14 protein-coding genes and 1 pseudogene are annotated in these 20,058 nt (G+C 44.8%); 12 read left to right on the top strand and 3 right to left on the bottom strand.

Translation table 11 applies throughout. The features are described 5' to 3' along the window. Positions 1 to 29 precede the first annotated feature (29 nt). From ESP131_RS11970 to ESP131_RS11955, 4 genes and pseudogenes are all read left to right on the top strand, one after another. Entirely contained in the window at positions 30 to 911 is an 882-nt protein-coding gene (locus ESP131_RS11970) for a helix-turn-helix domain-containing protein (RefSeq protein ID WP_029341948.1), read from the top strand. Between the two features lie 83 nt (positions 912 to 994). Then, positions 995 to 1,876, top strand: coding sequence for a helix-turn-helix domain-containing protein (locus ESP131_RS11965; RefSeq protein WP_029341947.1), 882 nt, complete (start codon positions 995 to 997; stop codon positions 1,874 to 1,876). A 145-nt stretch (positions 1,877 to 2,021) separates the two neighbouring features. Further along, positions 2,022 to 2,780, top strand: a complete 759-nt coding sequence (locus ESP131_RS11960) for a hypothetical protein (protein WP_029341946.1) — start codon at positions 2,022 to 2,024, stop codon at positions 2,778 to 2,780. A gap of 28 nt (positions 2,781 to 2,808) precedes the next feature. Beyond that, positions 2,809 to 3,683 (top strand): annotated as a pseudogene (locus ESP131_RS11955) (helix-turn-helix domain-containing protein). On the opposite strand, the gene ESP131_RS11950 reads toward ESP131_RS11955, so the two are convergent. Next, positions 3,680 to 4,309, bottom strand: coding sequence for an FMN-dependent NADH-azoreductase (locus ESP131_RS11950; protein WP_069940810.1), 630 nt, complete (start codon positions 4,307 to 4,309; stop codon positions 3,680 to 3,682). The pseudogene ESP131_RS11955 and the gene ESP131_RS11950 overlap by 4 nt on opposite strands. A gap of 145 nt (positions 4,310 to 4,454) precedes the next feature. Between ESP131_RS11950 and ESP131_RS11945 the strand changes: the two genes are divergently transcribed. After that, the gene (locus ESP131_RS11945) at positions 4,455 to 6,296 is read left to right on the top strand and encodes a putative bifunctional diguanylate cyclase/phosphodiesterase (protein ID WP_425323771.1); all 1,842 of its coding nucleotides are present in this window, start codon (positions 4,455 to 4,457) and stop codon (positions 6,294 to 6,296) included. A gap of 80 nt (positions 6,297 to 6,376) precedes the next feature. Here the strand turns inward: ESP131_RS11945 and ESP131_RS11940 are convergent, their stop codons facing one another. Together ESP131_RS11940 and ESP131_RS11935 are read right to left on the bottom strand one after the other, a co-directional pair. Further along, entirely contained in the window at positions 6,377 to 7,054 is a 678-nt protein-coding gene (locus tag ESP131_RS11940) for an amino acid ABC transporter permease (RefSeq protein WP_029341944.1), read from the bottom strand. Positions 7,055 to 7,056: 2 nt separating this feature from the next. Then, positions 7,057 to 7,899 carry a transporter substrate-binding domain-containing protein gene (locus ESP131_RS11935; protein WP_069940808.1) on the bottom strand — a complete coding sequence of 281 codons (843 nt, stop codon included), beginning with the start codon at positions 7,897 to 7,899 and terminating at the stop codon, positions 7,057 to 7,059. Between the two features lie 295 nt (positions 7,900 to 8,194). Here ESP131_RS11935 and gltB point away from each other — a divergent pair, with 295 nt between their 5' ends. From gltB to ESP131_RS11900, 7 genes are all read left to right on the top strand, one after another. Further along, complete coding sequence (gltB, locus tag ESP131_RS11930) at positions 8,195 to 12,667, top strand: glutamate synthase large subunit (RefSeq protein WP_069940807.1); 4,473 nt, start codon at positions 8,195 to 8,197, stop codon at positions 12,665 to 12,667. Next, positions 12,664 to 14,130: a glutamate synthase subunit beta gene (locus tag ESP131_RS11925; RefSeq protein WP_069940806.1), complete on the top strand. Its 1,467-nt coding sequence runs from the start codon at positions 12,664 to 12,666 to the stop codon at positions 14,128 to 14,130. Before gltB ends, ESP131_RS11925 begins: the two co-directional genes overlap by 4 nt. A gap of 158 nt (positions 14,131 to 14,288) precedes the next feature. Further along, the gene (locus ESP131_RS11920) at positions 14,289 to 14,582 is read left to right on the top strand and encodes a PTS sugar transporter subunit IIB (protein WP_058705357.1); all 294 of its coding nucleotides are present in this window, start codon (positions 14,289 to 14,291) and stop codon (positions 14,580 to 14,582) included. After that, positions 14,575 to 16,587: a BglG family transcription antiterminator gene (locus tag ESP131_RS11915; protein ID WP_069940805.1), complete on the top strand. Its 2,013-nt coding sequence runs from the start codon at positions 14,575 to 14,577 to the stop codon at positions 16,585 to 16,587. Before ESP131_RS11920 ends, ESP131_RS11915 begins: the two co-directional genes overlap by 8 nt. Before the next feature lie 192 nt (positions 16,588 to 16,779). Then, on the top strand, positions 16,780 to 18,210 hold the full coding sequence (locus ESP131_RS11910) for a PTS mannitol transporter subunit IIBC (RefSeq protein ID WP_069940804.1): 1,431 nt from the start codon (positions 16,780 to 16,782) through the stop codon (positions 18,208 to 18,210). 34 nt (positions 18,211 to 18,244) lie between these two features. Further along, positions 18,245 to 18,682, top strand: a complete 438-nt coding sequence (locus tag ESP131_RS11905; RefSeq protein ID WP_200934376.1) for a PTS mannitol transporter subunit IIA — start codon at positions 18,245 to 18,247, stop codon at positions 18,680 to 18,682. A 2-nt stretch (positions 18,683 to 18,684) separates the two neighbouring features. Next, complete coding sequence (locus tag ESP131_RS11900; protein ID WP_069940803.1) at positions 18,685 to 19,827, top strand: mannitol-1-phosphate 5-dehydrogenase; 1,143 nt, start codon at positions 18,685 to 18,687, stop codon at positions 19,825 to 19,827. Positions 19,828 to 20,058: the final 231 nt, after the last annotated feature.

Below are 20,058 nucleotides of genomic sequence, written 5' to 3'. Positions count from 1 at the left end.
GTTTTAAGATATTTGGAGGATTTGATAAAATGGTTAATGCTAATCCAATTGGAGAAAACTTAAAACGATTTCGTGTTCAAAAGGGGTATTCTCAAAAAGAACTATGTGCTGATTTATGTAGTCAAGCTGAAATTAGTAAAATTGAAAACGGCTTAAATTCTCCGACTGTTGATTTATTACAACAACTTGCTGTAAGGTTGCAAGTTCCCATCTCTTTGTTGTTTCAAGAACATACCGATGAGGAAAAGTTCTTTCAACTAGATCGATTCTTGTCCGATTTGCTTCGAGAAGAGAAATACAAAGAGGCGTTAGAGCGAATTCACCAGCAAGAAAAGGATAGCATCGTCGAAATCGACATTTTAAAAAGCTACATCAAGACGATCATTGACCTAAAGCAAAATCGAATCGATTTTCGGGCAGCGGCAAGCCTACTCAGCAACTTGTTGATTGAAAAAGAAGTCTGGTCTCAGTCCATTCAATTGTTCATTCGAATCAAAATGGCAATTGCGAATATGTATTCAGAGCAGGACTTATTTTATTTAACGGAATCCGTGTATCAGGAATTAGAAAATGAAATCGAAGTTCTTCAGTCCACTACCCATCTAAATGCGCTATTGAAAATTTACTTCAATCATTGTCAGATTCTTGAGTACCAAGGGAAGTCTGAGGAAAGTATCGTCATCGCCAAAAAAGGATATGAGTTATGCTTGATGCATAATCATACATTTCTATTCGGTCATTTTTATTATCAACTCGCTCACTATGATGAATACTCAGGTGAGGATGAGAAGTCACTCCAAAAACAGTATTCAGTCGCCTATGCACTATTTCATGCATTTGAACACGACGTTCGGAAAAAGATGATTCTTCGTATGAAGGAACCGTATATGTTGTTTACCTTTGAGAATTAATAAAAAGGATACGTAACCTTCTTGGTAAACAAGAAGGTTTTTTCATGAAAAGTGCAACTCGTTTATTTCAAAGAGGTGATTAGATGAAGGACGAACATCCAATTGGTAAAAAACTAAAATTTTTTCGACAGTTGAATGGTTTATCGCAAAAAGATCTGAGTGCAGGGATTTGTAGTCAAGCTGAAATTAGTAAGATTGAGAACGGGAAGACGATGCCGACTGTGGAATTATTACGACAAATCGCAACAGTACTTCGTGTTCCTATATCAGACTTATTAAAGAGCGATTCTGAACATCAATTGGAGCAGGCAAATATCATTGATCAAAAACTTAGTACCTTACTACGCGAGAATGCTTTTGATGAATGTTCTCATGAAATGAAACAAATCTCAGTAGAGGATTCTGCTGATGAAATAAGACGATTAATAACCTACTATGAAATTGTGATTGATTATCGAAAAAAACAAGTTGATTATCGAACGACCTCCGTTTTATTTACGCGATGGATGGATCAAGAGGATTTATGGGTGAAAGATCCGATGCTTTACTTTCGAATCAAGATGGCATTATCCATTTTATATGCAGAGTGCGGACAGTATCAACAAGCAGAAAAAATTTATGATGAAGTATTACGCATCACTACAGAAATCAGTGGTCTGAAGAGTGAGCGACTAAAGATCCTTTATAACTATGCAAAATTATTATATAAAATGGATCAGTCTCAAAAGGGTCTTCGTATCATCGAGGAAGGCATACAGCTCAGTCGACAATTGAGACAGACTTCCTACTTAGCGCACTTGTATTATCAACGTGGCGAGTTTCATGAACGGATGGATACGAATTTTATGCAGATGAAACATGATTATACGATGGCGTATGAATTATTCTCTGCTTTTCAGATGAAACAATACGCTACCATCGTTCTAAAGACGAAACGTTCTTTTCTACAATCTGTACTGGACTAAGATTACTACAAAAAAATACAAGAAAGGGGAAGGAAGTTTGCGTATCGAGTCATTTGGTAAACAAATAAAAAACTACGAATCGAGAAAAATTTAACATAAAAAGAATTGGCAAAAGATGTATGTAGTCAAGCAGAATTAAGTAAAATTGAAAAAATGGAAAATAATTCCAATCATCGATCTTGTTCCACGTTTGTCCCAAAAATTACATATTTCAATGGAGCAAATCTTCATCGATTCAAATGAAGTAAAGCTATTTCAACATTATGATTTACAACTATCCGACTTTTCTAGGCAACATCGTTATGATGAAATGCTAGAATTTATGAAACGTTTACCACCTAATCTTCCTCCTTCCGTTCAATTATTGATTCATTATTTTGAATGGGTTGCTCGCGAAGGTAAAAAAGATATCGATTACCGGACATGTATCTCCCAATTGCTTCGCTTATCGGAAGAAAATCAAATGGAAATAGAGTATCCTGTTCTTTATTTACGTATTCGAATGTCGGTCGCGAACTATTATTACTTGAACGGTCAATATCCATATGCGCGAAAAATATATGAAGGGTTATTATCGTATGATTATTCGACACATGCACTTAAAAAATTACAGTGTAAAATCATATATAATCATGCGCAACAGTTGTATTTTCAAAATGACTTTAAAACAGGACTACAGGTTGCTGAACAAGGGATTTGTTTATCCATCGAACGAAAAGATACAGCGATGTTAGGACATTTCTTTTATCAAAGAGGATGTTTCTATGAAGAATTGAATTATCGAAAGTGTGATATCCGTGATGCGTTTACTCATGCCTATTTTCTTTTTACTGCCTTTGGCAATGAGAATCATGCCGCGTTAGTCTTGAAAGGTAAAAAACAATTTCTCCACTTTCAAATGTGATGATGGAAGTGAAAGAAAGGAAGATATAATGGATCACTTACCCGTCTCGATTGGTTATGAAATCAAGAGAATTCGAAAAGAAAAAAAGATTACACAATCAGAATTGTGTGAAGGTATTTGTAGCCAAGCTGAAATTAGTAAAATCGAAAATGGTAAAAACTCACCCACCATCGATTTGCTACAACAAGTCGCAAAACGATTAAAGGTACCATTGTCGATGTTGTTTCAAGATCATTTACGAAGTGATGTTTTTCAATCGTATGACAAGCAATTAGGAGAACTATTGCGCACTATTCAATACGTCGATTCTTTAAAGATGATCGAACATATTCTTTCAACAGTAGATTTTGAGGAAGTTCGTGACTTAGCAGCATATTATCAAGTCATCGTTCAAGAAAAAAGTGGCCAACTTCACTACCAAAAAGCCATTCAATCGCTCGAACGATTACTCAATAAAGAACACCTTTGGTTTGAATCAGCTACTCTGTATTTAAGAATTCAGATGGCGATAGCAAATTTGTATGTTGAACATGGTGACTTCGATTTAGCGGAGGCTATCTTTCAAACATTGATTCAATCGCATTACCCATCCATCGAATTGAAAAAAGTTCGAATCAAGATTTTATATAATTATGGACAACAACTATTAATGCAAAAAAATACCTTGCCGGTCTAAAAATCACCGAACAAGGTATTCAAGAGAGTCTTCAAATAGAAGATGGTCATTTTTTAGGTCACTTTTATTATCAGCGAGGATATTTCACTCAACAACTGAATGGCGATCTTTCAGCTATCCAACGCGATTTTACGATGGCCTATTCCGTCTTTCGAGCATTTAATATGCCACTTCATGAAAAAATACTTCTGGAAGAACATGCAGAGTACGTTCTCTTCCCCACTTAAAACTCACGACCGAATTGTCGGCACTCTTGAAGCGCTTGATTGATTAATTCAGAGGCACGTTCCGGGTATTGCTGATGTCCTTCGAGAATGACAGTCGATACATCTTCAATGCCAAAGAATGCTAATAAATCTAGCATGTAGCGAACAGCATGCTCACTCGATGCTTTCTCTTTCGTCGAATAATCACCACCACGTGAATGAATCAACAGCACTTGTTTGTCTTCAACAAGCCCAATCGAACCTTCTGCCGTATAACGAAACGTTTGACCAGCTTGGGCAAGGTAATCCATATAATTGTGCAGTGGTGCCGGAACCGTCAAGTTCCACATCGGAAATGAGAAGACGACCTTGTCGGCGTCTAAAAACCCGTTTAAATACTCTTGAAGTCGCTGAGCATGAGTCGCGTCATCTCCAGTTAATTCTTCGCCTTTAAAGAGACGACCTGCTGCGCTCGCAAGTTTCAAATCGAAAAAGGGAAGACGTTCTTCAAATAAATTCAAAACCGTAACTGCATCATCCGGATGTGATTCGCGATACGCGTTCAAAAAGGCATCGTTCAATTCAGAGCTAATGCCTTTTTTTTGATGTGTGCTATCGTTCGCTTCAATGAATAGTAAGTGTGACATAAACATTACTCCTTTCTATACTTATCTATTCCCATTCCGCTCAAAATCATGACTTCCCATTATTTTATTATTTTTAGAAAATTCAGGTTTTATTTTGGTTCTGATAAGGAAAATAAACGACAGGAACTAGAAAGAGGGGATGGCGGTGAATACACAGCGACGTTCTTCCAATAGTCTGCAATATCATCGAGAAATTCGGGCAAATTATCAGTTGTTCGGGATGATCATTTTTGTGTTGACGAGTTGTGGTGCCGTTTTATACATCGTGGCGAATACATTTAGTCGCTCCGGTTTAGATGGTGACGATTGGGTGCGAGCGACCGTCATTGCAAGTGCTGGAATCGCGCAGTATTTCATCGGTAAAAGCTCGTTGTCAGATCGTTTAAAACCCCATATGATGTCGAGTATTTTTTTATTGATTCCTTATATTTATTATCCATTCATTGATCGAGGTGTTCAGTCCGTTTGGGCATGCGCATTACTGTTTATTTTAGCGTCTCTCGTCGTTATTAACCGAACGATGTTGTTATACGCGACGAGCATCACGACGCTCTCTCTCCTCTATATTTGGTATCAGACTCCCTCACTAGAGGGTGTTACGCTGTTTGCATCCGATCATATTGCGCGAATTGGACTTATCTTGATTGCGACGATCATAAGTTTATTGATCCATAATCAATACGTCACTCGTCTTGAGCGTAATATTGACTACTTAGCCCGTTTACAAGAACAAGCATTTACGGATTCTGTGACAGGTTTGTCAAACCGTTCTTCTTTTGTCATAGAAGTGGACAAGAAGAAGCGAGAAGGCGACATGATTTGTCTGGTTGATCTGGATGATTTTAAAACCGTCAATGATGCTTTTGGTTACCGGACAGGTGACCGCACTTTGCATATCATTGGTCGTCGGTTGATGAATCGCTTTCCGGATTGTACGATTGCGAAAGCGAGTGGAAGTGCTTTTTTACTACATGCACCAAACCATTACGATGCGCGAACTCTTTGTGACGATATATTATCGAGTGTATCAGAGCGCGTCCAAATTGATTTTAAACAGATTAACGTCACTGCAAGTATCGGTGTTTCCTATGTGAATGACGAAACGACGGACCATGTCATTAATGATGCGGAGATTGCCTTGTTCACTGCTAAATCTAATCGGAAAAATACGTATGCGATTACAGATTTAGCGACACAAAATGAACGAAAGCGGGCGCTTCAGTTAACACGCGACTTGTACGATGCAGAACTGGATCGCGACTTTTTTATTTTATTTCAACCTCAGGTCAATGCACGAACTCGTCAAATTACAGGAGTCGAAGCATTAATTCGATGGAATCATCCGGAATATGGTCTTGTTCCACCAAACGAGTTCATTCCACTCGCGGAGCGGACACGTTTCATTGAGACATTAGGAGTTTGGGTCATGCGTCAAGCTTGTTTCCAAGGAAAAGCATGGTTGGAAGAAGGCAAGGAGCCGTTAACAATTTCTGTGAATGTCTCGCCGTGGGAATTACGCCAATCTGATTTTACGGATCGCGTATTGGCGATCTTAAAACAGTCTGGCTTTCCTCCGTCATTACTCGAAATCGAAATGACAGAACACATCTTCATTGAAGGAACAGAGCAAATCATCGAGACATTAAACGCACTCCATTTGTATGGGATCCGGATTGCGCTCGATGACTTCGGAACGGGCTTTTCATCGATGCAATCCTTAGTGGAGTTACCGTTCGATCAATTGAAGATTCCAAAAGAAATCGTTCAAGAAGCCATTCATTCTGAGAAGAAACGAGCGATGATCGAAACGATCATTCAGTTAGGGAAGCGATTAGATATGACAATCGTAGCTGAAGGGATTGAATTAGAAGAAGAGGCGGCATTGCTCGAGAGATTAGGGTGTCATACATTGCAAGGATATCTCTTCCATCGCCCGTTACAACCAAGACAATTAGAACACTTTTTAACGATGTATCGAGAAGGCTGACGATATGATATATCAAAAAAGAAAGTAAACAGGCGGTGGACTATGTCCATCGCCTGTTCGTATAACTGTTTATTAATGAATCACAGATACCGCGCAAAACGTCGTTCGAGAATCTCTTGAATGACTGCGATACAAGAACAGATACCCCAGTAAATGAACGCAACAACAAAATAGACGGTCATATAATCGAATTCGCGCCCACCAACAATTTTTGCTTTTTGAAAAATCTCAGGAACTGTAATCATGGCAGCAAGCGATGAAGCTTTAACCAGATCAAGCAAGACGTTTGAAAGCGGTGGGATAGCAATTCGAATCGCTTGTGGCAAAATGATGCCAACAAATGTCCGGTATCTGGATAAACCGAGTGACGCCGCCGCCTCTTCCTGACCACGATCAATCGATAGCAAGGAAGAACGAATGATCTCCGCCATGTACGCAGCACTGTTCAAACTAAAACCGGTAATTGCTGCGGTTAACGCGTTCAGTTGAATATTGATGACCGGCAGCCCAAAATACAACATGAACAGCAATACGAGAATCGGGACACCTCGCATGAACGAGATGTAGGCGCTCGCTCCGATACGTAAAAGTCGAAGGCGAGACAGACGACAAAGGGCAAGGATTAACCCGATTCCGAGACCGATGGCCATGCTAAGCAAGGAAATCCATAACGTCTGCCCTAGTCCACTCAAAATATAAGGAAACGATTCGACCGCCAATTCCGGATTGAAGACGGACCGCCAATCAATCGAAGACATCGTTACTTCACATCGACGATCGTCGTTTTGACGTCAGGCATTTGGGAGACATCTTTTCCGGCATAGAATTGCTTGGAAATTTCCTTTAACGTGCCGTCTTCCTTCATCTTATCGAGTTGTTCGTTAATATTGGATTGAAGTTCCTTGTTATCTAAATCCATGATTAAACCAACCTGACTTGGATTATAAGCGATATCAGGATGAATCGTAATATCAAAGTCCTTGAAGAAATCGACAGCGAGTGTTTGCAAGTAATAATCATTCAAGATGACGTCTGTGCGACCATTTGAGACATCTCGAAGATATTGATCGTTCGTCGCGTTATCGTAAGTGACTTCTTTTGCACCGTATTTTTTAGCAATCTGCATATACGTCGTTGTTGCTTCTCCGGCAGCTTTTTTTCCTTTTAGATCTTCGAGAGATTTGATGCCTGACAAATCACTTTTACGGACGATTGCCGTACCATACGTATATTTATATGGTTTTGAGAACGCAAATTTTTCTTTACGATCATCGGTGATCGTAATGTCGTTAGCGGCAAGATCGACTTGACCTGTATTGACGCTTGTCAACATACCGTCGAATGACATCTCTTTGAATTTCACTTTCAAATCAAGGCGTTTTGCTACTTCTTTAACGACTTCGACGTCAAATCCAGTCAACTTATTGTTCTTCTCTTCATGGTAAGATGTCGGGAAAAGTGTACCAGCTGTAGCGACGACGATCGTTCCTTCTTTTTGAATCTTGTCATATGCGGTTGCCTTCTCCTCTTGCTGACCACATGCGCTTAATAAAATCGAGCTTCCTGCGATCAAGAGACCCGTAAATTGCATTGTTTTTTTCATCGTATTATTCCTCTCTTTATTTCCATGATCAAATAACTCTTTTCATAGTTAAAAATACCACGGAATCATATGTTCGGGCAAAGTAATACGCGCACAAAGTGTAGAAATCAGCCAAAAAAAATATTGAATGAATATCCAAGTTTATGTAAGCGTTATCAATGTTGATATATGGTAATTATGGCTTCAGAGGTTGCGCAAAATGGTGATTATGCATAGTAGCGAATAAACATAAAAGGGTGTAAAGTATAATTTAACTGAATATACAGAAAATTAAGAAGGCAAGGAGAGTGCTACTATGACATTTCATCAATACCCTGAACAGCAGGGATTATACGACCCTCGTATGGAACATGATGCGTGCGGGATCGGGGTTTACGCACATCAAACAGGACGAGCGAGTCATGAAATCGTTGAACATGCATTGGCCATGCTTTGTCAAATGGAACACCGTGGTGGACAAGGAAGCGATGCGAAGACGGGAGACGGAGCGGGTATTTTAACGCAATTACCAGATCGGTTGTTTCGTGAAACAGTTCGTCACATTTCCTTCCCTAAAAAAGGGGATTATGGCGTTTTCATGATGTTCTTACCACGTGAGGAACGGGAACGGATGCGACTCGAGCGAACGTTAGAGTCAATCATTTTGACGGAAGGACAAGACGTATTGGGATGGCGAACCGTACCTGTTCAGTCCGAAGTGCTTGGATCGGGTGCACGCAGCACGGAGCCAGTCATTCGTCAATGCTTCATTGGTGCACAGGCGATGGAAGGATTGACATTCGAACGAACGCTCTTTTTGATTCGACGAGCGTTTGAACGTGAATCAGAACAACTCGGTCTTGAACAATACGTCCTCAGTAGCTCAAGTGAAACAATCGTTTACAAAGGACTTGTGACGACGGATCAATTGCGCGCGTATTTCGATGACTTACGAGACGAGCGCTATCAATCAGGATTTGGTATCGTGCATTCGCGTTTTAGTACGAATACGTTCCCAAGCTGGAAACGTGCCCATCCGAACCGTTATTTGATTCACAATGGCGAAATCAATACATTACAAGGGAACATCCGGGCAATGCGCGGTCGCGAACGTCGACTGGCTGAGACGACATACGGCAATCGGGCAGAAGAAGTGTTACCGATTCTAGATGAGACGGGTAGCGACTCATCGATGCTTGATAATGCGTTTGAGTTTCTTCATCTGTCAGGTCTATCGCTTGCTGAGACAGCACTGATGCTCGTACCGGAACCATTCGAACATGCCGAAATCAGACCGGCGAAGCGCGCGTATTATGAGTACCACAGCAGCATGATGGAACCATGGGATGGTCCGTCTGCCATCGTCTTTACGAACGGGAAACAGATTGGTGCGACGCTTGACCGAAATGGTCTACGACCGGCGCGATATGTTCTATTACGCGATGGTCACTTCATGTTGTCGTCAGAAGCAGGAGTACTCCCTCTTCGTGAACAAGACATTCTGTACAAAAAACGATTAGCACCGGGTGAACTGCTTTTACTCGATTTTGCGTCCGGTCAGTTGATTGCAGATGAAGAAATCAAACGGGAGCTAGCGACACGGCACCCCTACGCGGAGTGGCTCGCTCAAGAAGTCGTGTCCCTCTCAAGTAACGACTTTAAGGAAACGCTCGTCGATCTTGGTACGAAACAACGACACTTCGGGTATACCCGTGAAGATATCGATCAATACCTGATACCGCTCGTCGAAGAACAAAAGGATCCGTTAGGCGCGATGGGGACGGATATACCGCTAGCGGTCTTAAGTGAACGCCCTCAATCCTTGTTCCGTTATTTCAAACAGCTGTTCGCTCAAGTAACGAACCCACCGATCGACGCGTTACGCGAAGAGATCGTCACCTCGACGCTAACATGGTTAGGTCGACAAGGGGAGCTGCTGACGCCGAACCGTGCGAACTGTCGTCGTGTTCGCTTAGAGACGCCGATTCTAAGACCAGACGAAGCCCATGCGCTCAAACATTGTGGGCTCAAGCAAAAAACGATTTCGGCGACGTTCACCGATTCACTTGAAGAAGCGCTCGGCATGATCGTTGATGAGGCTGTGACCGCTGCACGAAACGGATATGAATTATTGACGTTATCGGATCGCCTCGTACGCCCTGGCACATTGCCGATGCCGATCCTCTTAGTGACGAGTGCGATTCATCATGCTCTGATCCGTAAGGGATTACGCACAAATCTCAGCTTAATCGTTGAAGGTGGAGAAATTCGTGAAGTTCACCATGTTGCGACGTTGATCGGATACGGCGCGGATGCGATTTATCCGTACCTGGCGTATGCGACGCTTGAAGAAGCGGTAGGGGATCGTTTTATGGATGTAGACAAACGTTACCAAAAAGCAGTCACGGAAGGCGTCGTCAAAGTCATGTCGAAGATGGGCATTTCGACGGTCTTCAGCTACCGGGGGGCGCAAATCTTTGAAGCAGTCGGAATCGACCGCGCCGTCATCGAGCAGCATTTCACTGGTACGGTCTCTCAATTGAGCGGGATGACGCTTGAACTGATGGAAGAAGAAGTCCGACGGGCACAACGGATTGCAGATGAACGGATTCATTTAGAATCCGGCAGTGTCTTCCGGTACCGTCAAGCGGGAGAACATCATGCCTTTAACCCGGCAACGATTCATTTGTTGCAACACGCATGCCGGACGAATGATTACCGGCTCTATCAAAAGTATGCACAACGCATTCAGGAGGAACCGGCAACGGTGCTACGACATCTGTTGACATTCAAGGAGACGACGGCAATCCCAATCGAAGAAGTCGAGCCTGTCAGCGAAATCGTCAAATACTTTAAGACGGGTGCGATGTCATACGGCTCTTTATCAAAAGAAGCGCACGAGACGCTTGCGATCGCGATGAACCGCTTATGTGGTAAAAGTAATAGTGGTGAAGGCGGTGAAGAGGAGGAACGATACGAGCGCGATGAAAATGGTGACTTCCGGATGAGTCGGATCAAACAGATCGCTTCTGGTCGTTTTGGGGTGACGAGTCATTACCTCGTTCACGCGGACGAATTACAAATCAAGGTGGCACAAGGTGCGAAACCTGGTGAAGGCGGTCAATTACCTGGTGAAAAGGTCTATCCGTGGATCGCGCGAGTTCGTGCATCGACACCGGGTGTTGGATTGATTTCCCCACCTCCACATCACGATATCTATTCGATTGAAGATTTGGCACAGTTGATTCATGACTTAAAACGTGCGAACGATCAAGCTCGGATTAGCGTCAAACTTGTCGCAAAAGGTGGCGTTGGAACGATTGCGGCTGGAGTTGCGAAGGGGCTTGCAGATGTCATCGTCATCAGTGGACATGACGGAGGTACAGGCGCCTCGCCGAAGACGAGTATTCAACATGCCGGACTACCATGGGAACTTGGTCTAGCTGAGACCCATCAAACCTTGACATTAAACGGGTTGCGCGAGCGTGTCGTTCTTGAAACCGATGGAAAGCTATTGACCGGTCGCGACGTCATCCTCGCTGCGATGTTAGGAGCGAATGAGTATGGGTTTGCGACAGCACCGCTCATTGCCGTCGGATGTATCATGATGCGTGCGTGTCATCTCGATACGTGTCCTGTTGGTGTTGCGACACAGGATCCAGAGCTCCGTAAGAAATTCACAGGATCTGCCGATGACGTCGTCCATTTCATGACGTTCATCGCTGAGGAAGTACGAGAACATTTAGCGAAACTCGGTGTAAGACGACTGCAAGATCTTGTAGGTCGGACAGATTTACTCGAACCATCGGAGCGACAACGGACGCATTGGAAAGCGAAGAGTCTTGATTTTTCGCGTCTCCTCGTCCATGTGACACACGGTCCGGCTGAACAACAACAGCATCATGTCGAGCGTTCCTTTGACGCTCGTGAAATCTCGCCGTATTTGGAGGCGGCAGATTTCAGTCAGCCTCAGACGCTACGTTTAACGATTCAAAATACAGACCGTGCGATCGGAACACAGACCGGTGCCATGCTGACAAGACGGTTTGGGGCACTTGGTCTTCCGACGGACCGATTAAAACTCGAACTGAATGGATCTGCCGGACAAAGTTTAGGCGCTTATTTACCACGTGGAGTAACGCTTGATGTCACGGGAGAAGCGAATGATTACGTCGGGAAAGGATTGTCCGGAGGTATCATCGCCGTGCATCCTCCACGTTCGATTTCGTTCGTCTCGTCCGATCAGTCGATCATTGGTAACGTCGCACTTTATGGGGCGACAAGTGGAGAACTCTATGTCAACGGTCAGGCAGGTGAGCGATTTGCTGTTCGAAACAGTGGAGCCGTCGCCGTCGTTGAAGGAATTGGCAACCATGGACTCGAGTATATGACCGGTGGATCTGTCGTCGTCCTTGGAGATGTCGGAAAAAACTTTGCTGCTGGTATGTCAGGTGGTGTCGCCTATGTCTTGCCGCGTAATCCTGAACAATTTTTACAGCGTGTCAACCGCGAACTCGTTTCGACGGGACCTGTCACGCATGTCGAAGAGATTGCGCGACTGAAGACGTTCATCGAACGTCACGTCGCACGGACTGGTAGTGAACAGGGCGATGCGATTCTAGCGAACTGGGATCATGTCATTCATTCGTTCATCCGCGTCATTCCCTCGACGTATGAGAAAGTGACGACGTTGATGGCTGATTTTGCAAAACAAGGACATAACACCGAAGAAGCGATGTTGCTCGCATTTGAGACACATCTAGGGCGCAGAACAGGAGGGGTACGATGAAACGACGCGATCAATTCATGACAGTTGCTCGTTCGGGTGGAACGGAACGACATCCAAGCGAACGGGTGGGTGATTTTAAGGAATATAAGACGGCTTTGACGGAAGCGGAAGCGAGTCAACAAGCAAGTCGATGTATGGATTGTGGCACCCCGTTTTGCCATGTAGGGGAAGTATTTGATCAAGTGAAGATCGGCTGTCCAGTCTATAACTTGATTCCAGAATGGAACTTGCTCGTAGAAGAAGGACGTTTTCAAGAGGCACTCGATCGACTTCTTGAGACGAACAACTTCCCGGAATTCACAGGTCGTGTCTGCCCAGCGCCATGTGAAGGATCCTGTACGTTGTCGATTCATGAACCCGCGGTCGCGATCAAAGATATCGAACGGACGATCATCGACATCGGCTTTGAAAAAGGTTGGGTCGTGCCCAGAATTCCAGCAATACGATCGTCGCGTTCGATTGCCATCGTTGGATCTGGTCCTGCTGGTCTTGCGGCTGCCGATCAGCTGAATCAAGCCGGTCACCAAGTGACGGTCTTTGAGCGGGAAGATCGTATTGGCGGTCTATTGACATACGGTATACCAGCCATGAAACTCGATAAAGAGGTCGTACAGCGCCGTGTTGATTTGCTTGAAGCGGAAGGGATCCACTTCCGGACGAACGTCACGATTGGCGCAGATATCGCTCTCGAGACACTTGAAGCGGAGTATGACGCGGTGATCTTGTGTGTCGGTGCGACGGAACCGCGCAAATTGACTGATGCACCAACGCGTGGTGTTGGTTATGCGATGGATTATTTGACAGGGGTGACACGTCACGTGCTCTCGCAAGAACCGTTGTCTTCTGATCACGATGCGAAAGATAAAGATATTCTGGTCATCGGTGGAGGCGATACAGGAGCGGACTGTGTGGCAACAGCACTCCGTCAACGCTGTCGCTCCGTTGTCCAATTCGGTAAACATGAACAACCGGGTACGATGCGTGCAACAGGAAACATGTGGCCGGATACACCGTTACTCTACTCAATCGATTATGGGTACGCAGAAGCGTTGCAACAATTCGGGCGGGATCCTCGTGAATACTTGATCGCCATCAAGCGATTCACAACAAGTGAATCGGGTCAAGTCACCGGTGTCTGGACGATTCAGACGACGAAAACAAAAAATGAATCGGGTGCAGTGATCTTTGAGGAAATCGAAGGGAGCGATCGTTACTTCCCAGTCGATCAAGTCTGGATCGCCATTGGATTCAGTGGTGTGGAAGAGAATGTACTCGAACATTTAGCGGTCGCATCAGAACGCGGGAAAATCAAGACGACGCGTTACGCGACGAGCCGGCCAGGCGTATTTGCCGCAGGTGACGCAAGACGGGGTCAATCACTGATCGTCTGGGCGATTCGAGAAGGTCGTGAAGTGGCGGAAGCCGTCGGTCAGTATTTAAGAACGATGCAACAAACCGGCTAAATCACATGGTCTGGATTTTCTGATACTTTCAGAAATCCAGGCTTTTTTACGTTTGGCAAAGGAATCTGCCAGTTCAAAAATAACTATTGATTTTATTTCAAGGTGAAACACCGAAAATATTTCTGCTATTCTTATAAAATGAAGAGGAGGTATGACAGATGAATCCAGAAATCATCTATTTCGTATGCGAGAGTGGAATGGCGAGTAGTATCATGGGGGCTACGATTTTAAGAAAGCGCTTACTTGAATGCGGTATTACGACAGACGTCAAGACATGTCGCATCGCAGAACTACCTGATCAGGCATCTTTTATCGTCGGAGAAACGCAACTCGTCCATCGACACGTATGGAAAGCACATTGTTCTGTTCATCCAGTCGATCAGATTCTTGATCCGACTGCATATGATGTCATCCTCGAATCTTGGCAGAAAAGAGTGAGGCTGCATGACTGAATTTACACCACGGGAACATGATATCTTATTTTTCCTCTTATCACGCGAAGAACCTGTTCAAATCCAAGAGATCGCGGAAACGCTCGAGACATCGGAACGAACGATTCAACGTGAACGCGATCGTCTTACCCAGTCTTTAGAAGATCATGAATTGCGTTTGACATATGTCCGCGGCAGAGGTCTATTAATTGAAGGAACAGACGAAGCCAAACATGCATTACGAGACCAATTATTGTTGTCACATAAACAATTACCGAACGCTGAAGATCGCCAAGTCGAGTTAGCGTATCGGCTACTGCAAGAAGAAGGGATGGTCAAATTACAGGCGATCGCCCATGCGATGTATGTGGCTCCGAGCACGGTCAGCCAGGATTTAGAGCGGATTGATGAGTGGTTTCTGCAATATGACCTTGAAATCAAGCGCAAAAAAGGTATTGGTGCAGAAGTCATCGGCGAAGAAATCAATAAACGCCGTTTACTGATTTCATTGATTTTTACGCAATGGGATGTTCTCGCTTTCTATCGGTTGTTACAAGGCGACGTCGGGCAATTACCTCATCTGTTACGCATGAATCGAACATCCTGGCTTGAGATGATCAATCAAGCGTACGCGGTCATTGCGCCATTGACGAAAGAAGGGCGTCTCAATGACCGACAAATCATGCGCGCGACACTCAGCTTAGCTTTACAAGCGTTGCGCAAAGATCCGTTTCCGATGCGTTACGAGTTAAAAGCGTATCCGGTCGAAATCCTCAAATGGGTGGAACGCGTGGAAGAGCGATTACCTGACACATTGTCGATTGCCGAACGCCAATGGTTATCAGAAGAGTTGCGTGCTTTCTTTCAATCGGACGCAGGAGATACGGAAGAACTCGTCACGCGCCTTCGTGTGAAACGATTGATTGAACATGTTTCCTTATTGTATGGAACGAACTTCACGAAGGATCATGCGTTAGAACGCGGACTCGTTTCGCATATTCAATCGTACACGCGTCAAAATAGCGTCAATCCGTCCTATGTCATTAAACAAATCGAACGGGAATATCCTCGCTTGTTTGATGCGGTCAAACAAGCAGCGCTGTCAATCTTCACCGATGCGACATTTGAAGACGTAGATTTAGCTTTTTGGGTCATGCATTTCGGTGCCGTTCTTAGCAAACCGACACCAAAACTACCCTATCGCGTTTTAGTCGTCTGCTCTGCAGGACTCGGTTCCTCGAAGTTACTGATGAATCGGTTGCGGCAAGAATTCGCTGAACTCGAGCACATCGATAACTCGTCCCTGTTTGGCATCGAACGGTTACCAATCGACTCGTACGACTTCGTTTTATCGACCGTACCGTTGCCTGACATCCGCCCACCACATCTTCTCGTTAACCCGTTACTTCCTCAGGATGAGGTCGAACGGATCCGAAAATTAATTCTCGCCTTGCCTAAATCCTTTCAGCCGGCACCGCGAAAGGCGAAAACGGAATGGCTCGATCTTGAACAGCTGCAACGTCTTGTCGCATCGTCGATCCAAGTGTCGAATGGATTCAAGATGGAACGGTTGGAGCGGGTGGACGATGGGATTGAATCGCTCTTGTTTAAAATCAGCACGCGCATGGTCGACCAAGGATTAGCGAAATCAGCAGTATCACTCTCGACACAATTGTTGCGTCGTCATGAGATGTCAGGTCTCGGTATTCCGGGAACGCGGCTCGCACTGTTCCACGGACGCGATGCGACGATCCAAAGAGGGGGATTTCTTATCTTTGAATTACCTGAACCGATCGACTTACTCGGGATGGATCAACAGTTGCAATCCGTCGAACGGCTCCTCGTCTTGGTCGCACCGGAAGAGACATCGAATGAACTGCTTGAATTACTCAGTTCAATCAGTGCTGCGATCATCGAGAGTCCCGAACAAATGGATCAATTCGAGTTCGGTGAGGAACAGACGGTTCGTCTGCTTTTGAATCGAACGTTTCGAACGGTCATTGATCAATTCCTAGGTCACACTTGAAAAATCCCTGTCACTCCATTCCTGAAGTGACAGGGATTTTTTTAGGTCAGGCAGGCTTCTTTCCAGTCTGTCCAACTTCTTGGACAAAGACTGAACTAGGAAAGATTGAGTAAGCGCTTGCAGTGCTCTTACAATAAGAGCATAGCAAAGCAATCATCTTATCAACTCATACACGAAATGGAGGCTAACGCAATGGCGACAGCTCAAAATGGAGCACGGGGCATCCGTGTACAAGTTCAACGGTTCGGAAGCTTTTTAAGCGGAATGGTCATGCCGAACATCGGTGCATTTATCGCTTGGGGGATCATCACGGCACTGTTCATCCCAACTGGATGGGCACCAAATAAGGAACTCGGTGAACTCGTCGGTCCGACGATCACCTATCTCTTACCGTTGCTGATCGGATACACAGGCGGGAAATTAATGCATGACGTCAGAGGGGGCGTCGTTGGGACGCTCGCGACGATGGGGGTCATCGTCGGAACAGAAATTCCAATGTTCCTCGGTGCCATGATCATGGGACCACTTGGCGGATACGTCATCAAAAAGTTCGATCAGTTGATCGAAGGAAAAATCAAACCAGGTCTCGAAATGCTCGTCAACAATTTCTCGGTCGGAATCATCGGTGGTTTGTTGATGCTCGGTGGATTCAAAGTATTCGGACCACTCATGACAGGTCTTGACGACATCATGGCTGCAGCAGTTGGTGCGATTGTCAGTGCACACTTATTGCCGCTTGCCAGTTTGTTCATCGAACCAGCGAAAATTTTATTCTTAAACAACGCAATCAACCACGGTATCTTAAGCCCTCTTGGTCTCGATCAAGTAAACGAGGCGGGCAAATCAGTTCTGTTCCTACTTGAAGCCAACCCAGGTCCGGGTCTCGGATTGTTACTCGCTTACTCGTTCTTCGGTTCTGGTGCAGCGAAGAAAACGGCACCGGGTGCAGCATTCATTCAGTTCATTGGTGGGATTCACGAAATCTATTTCCCTTATGTCTTAATGAAACCGGTACTATTACTTGCGATGATCGCGGGTGGCATGAGTGGAATCCTCACTTTCGTCCTGTTTGATGTTGGATTGGTCGCACCTGCTTCGCCGGGTAGTATCATCGCTGTCCTTGCGATGGCATCCCGAGGGTCTTACGTCGGATTGATCGCAGGTGTCCTTGTTTCAGCATCCGTTACCTTCGTTGTCTCGACTGTCTTATTGAAAACAAGCAAAGCAAAAGAGACATCACTTGAAGAAGCAAGCGCGAACGTTAGTGCAATGAAAGGCAAACAATCAATTGCCTCGACACTCGTTTCAGCTGATGCTAAACCACTTGCGGAAGTCGAACATATCATTTTCGCTTGTGACGCTGGTATGGGATCGAGTGCGATGGGGGCATCCGTCCTTCGCAATAAAATCAATAAAGCAGGCTTACCGATCAAGGTAACGAATACGTCGATCAGCCAACTGCCGGCAAACGCCGAACTGATCATCACGCACCGTGATTTGACCGAGCGAGCGATGGAACAGGTTCCAACGGCAGAGCATCGATCAGTCGATAATTTCCTGAATGCCGGATATTATGATCAGCTTGTCCATGAGATCGAAACAGCACGGAATAAGATTTCTTAAAGATAAAGATAGAGACACTCAAGGAGGAATAAACATGACAACGACAATGAACCTTTCACCGGAACTCGTATTACTTGACCAACAATTCGCAGACGAGACGGCAGCCATTACGGCTGCCGGTCAACTCCTCGTCGATCACGGATATGTCGAAGCCGGTTACATCGACTCAATGCAGGAGCGTCATGCTTTATCGACGGTCTATATCGGCAACCATGTCGCGATTCCCCACGGAACAGAGTCAGCTAAATCGCAGGTCAAGAAGACAGGACTTTCGATTCTACAAGTACCGCAAGGCGTAGCGTTCGGAACGGAACAAGCACGACTCGTCATCGGCATCGCTGGTGTCGGTGACGAACACCTCGAGTTGCTATCGAATATTGCGGTCATTTGCTCCGATGAGGAGAACGTCGAGCGTATCGTAGCTGCGACATCAAAAGAAGAAATCATCGCCTTATTGACAGCGGAGGTGTAAGCATGAAAGCCATTCATTTTGGTGCCGGTAACATCGGACGTGGGTTCATCGGCTTACAACTCGTCAAGACGGGTTACGAAGTCTGTTTCGTAGATGTTAATACGACGGTCGTCGATGCATTAAAAGCACGACATACCTATGAAGTCGGTTATGCCTCTGAACAAGGAGGACGTGAACGGGTTGACGGCGTGACAGCGCTCAACAGCTTGTCTGAACCGGATCAGGTCATTGCAGCGATTCGCGATGCAGATGTGATTACAACAGCTGTCGGACCGAGCTTGTTGTCGAAAGTCGCTCCTTTGATCGCGGAAGGATTACGTCAACGTGATCAGCAGGCACCTGTCTACGTCATTGCGTGTGAAAACATGATTGGTGGGTCAAAACACTTGCAAGCAGAGGTGGCGAAACATCAGCCGATAGCGGAGAACTGGTATTTTCCGAATGCGGCGGTTGACCGGATCGTGCCGCTTCAACATCATGAAGACCCGTTATACGTCGAAGTGGAAGAATTCTTCGAATGGGTGATCGAGACGACTGGATTACCGGAAGCCTATCCACGGATCGAAGGCGTCACCTATGTCGAGAACATTGAACCGTTCATCGAGCGGAAACTGTTCACCGTCAACACAGGACATGCGATCGCATCGTACCTCGGAGCATTGTTCCAAAAAGAGACGATCGCTGAAAGTTTAACAGATCCACGCATCCGTCGTGGTGTCCAGACAGCACTTTACGAAACAGGGTGGTTGTTACTTGAAAAGTACGGCTTTAACCCAGTCGACCATAGTGCGTATATCCAAAAGAATATGAAACGATTTGAAAACCCGCGGATTCATGATGAAATCATTCGGGTTGCTCGTTCACCGATTCGTAAACTGAGTCCAAGCGACCGACTCGTTAAACCAGCGAAAGAATTGATGGAACGCGGCATCGAAGCAGATGGATTAGCACGCGGCATCGCAGCAGCCCTAACCTATTTCGACCCGGATGATTCAGAATCTTCAGAATTAAATGCGTATATTACAAAACATGGAATCGAAGATGCGCTGAACGCATATCTACAACTGTCAGCAACGGATCCACTTGGATCTCGAATCATCGAACATTATGAAGCAATGCAACAACAAGTCAATTCGATTGCTTAAGAAAGAATACTCTTGTGTGTCAAACACCTTTCACATCTTGTGGAAGGTGTTTTTTTTTTGACTTTAATGCGAAATGGTATCATAGAAAAGATCTGTTTTTAAGAATCTTCTATCACAATTTGATTACAATTTGTATATTAAATTTGGAATATTCGAAAACGAATATTTAGTGATTAAAATACATTGTACGCTATATGAACGGAACATCTCTATTCCGATTTTTCAGGTAAG

It is taken from the genome of Exiguobacterium sp. U13-1, from assembly GCF_001750115.1.
GTDB classification, from domain to species: Bacteria; Bacillota; Bacilli; order Exiguobacteriales; family Exiguobacteriaceae; genus Exiguobacterium_A; species Exiguobacterium_A acetylicum.
The sequence above is the reverse complement of the archived record's forward strand: the minus strand, read 5'-3'. Positions and strand labels throughout refer to the sequence as shown.

What these genes read in the sequence shown, in the direction of transcription:
- ESP131_RS11970 (WP_029341948.1), top strand. Translation starts at nt 30, where the DNA reads ATGGTTAATGCTAATCCAATTGGAGAAAACTTAAAACGATTTCGTGTT.
- ESP131_RS11965 (WP_029341947.1), top strand. Translation starts at nt 995, where the DNA reads ATGAAGGACGAACATCCAATTGGTAAAAAACTAAAATTTTTTCGACAG.
- ESP131_RS11950 (WP_069940810.1), bottom strand. Translation starts at nt 4,309, where the DNA reads ATGTCACACTTACTATTCATTGAAGCGAACGATAGCACACATCAAAAA.
- ESP131_RS11940 (WP_029341944.1), bottom strand. Translation starts at nt 7,054, where the DNA reads ATGTCTTCGATTGATTGGCGGTCCGTCTTCAATCCGGAATTGGCGGTC.
- ESP131_RS11935 (WP_069940808.1), bottom strand. Translation starts at nt 7,899, where the DNA reads ATGAAAAAAACAATGCAATTTACGGGTCTCTTGATCGCAGGAAGCTCG.
- gltB (WP_069940807.1), top strand. Translation starts at nt 8,195, where the DNA reads ATGACATTTCATCAATACCCTGAACAGCAGGGATTATACGACCCTCGT.
- ESP131_RS11925 (WP_069940806.1), top strand. Translation starts at nt 12,664, where the DNA reads ATGAAACGACGCGATCAATTCATGACAGTTGCTCGTTCGGGTGGAACG.
- ESP131_RS11920 (WP_058705357.1), top strand. Translation starts at nt 14,289, where the DNA reads ATGAATCCAGAAATCATCTATTTCGTATGCGAGAGTGGAATGGCGAGT.
- ESP131_RS11915 (WP_069940805.1), top strand. Translation starts at nt 14,575, where the DNA reads ATGACTGAATTTACACCACGGGAACATGATATCTTATTTTTCCTCTTA.
- ESP131_RS11910 (WP_069940804.1), top strand. Translation starts at nt 16,780, where the DNA reads ATGGCGACAGCTCAAAATGGAGCACGGGGCATCCGTGTACAAGTTCAA.
- ESP131_RS11905 (WP_200934376.1), top strand. Translation starts at nt 18,245, where the DNA reads ATGACAACGACAATGAACCTTTCACCGGAACTCGTATTACTTGACCAA.
- ESP131_RS11900 (WP_069940803.1), top strand. Translation starts at nt 18,685, where the DNA reads ATGAAAGCCATTCATTTTGGTGCCGGTAACATCGGACGTGGGTTCATC.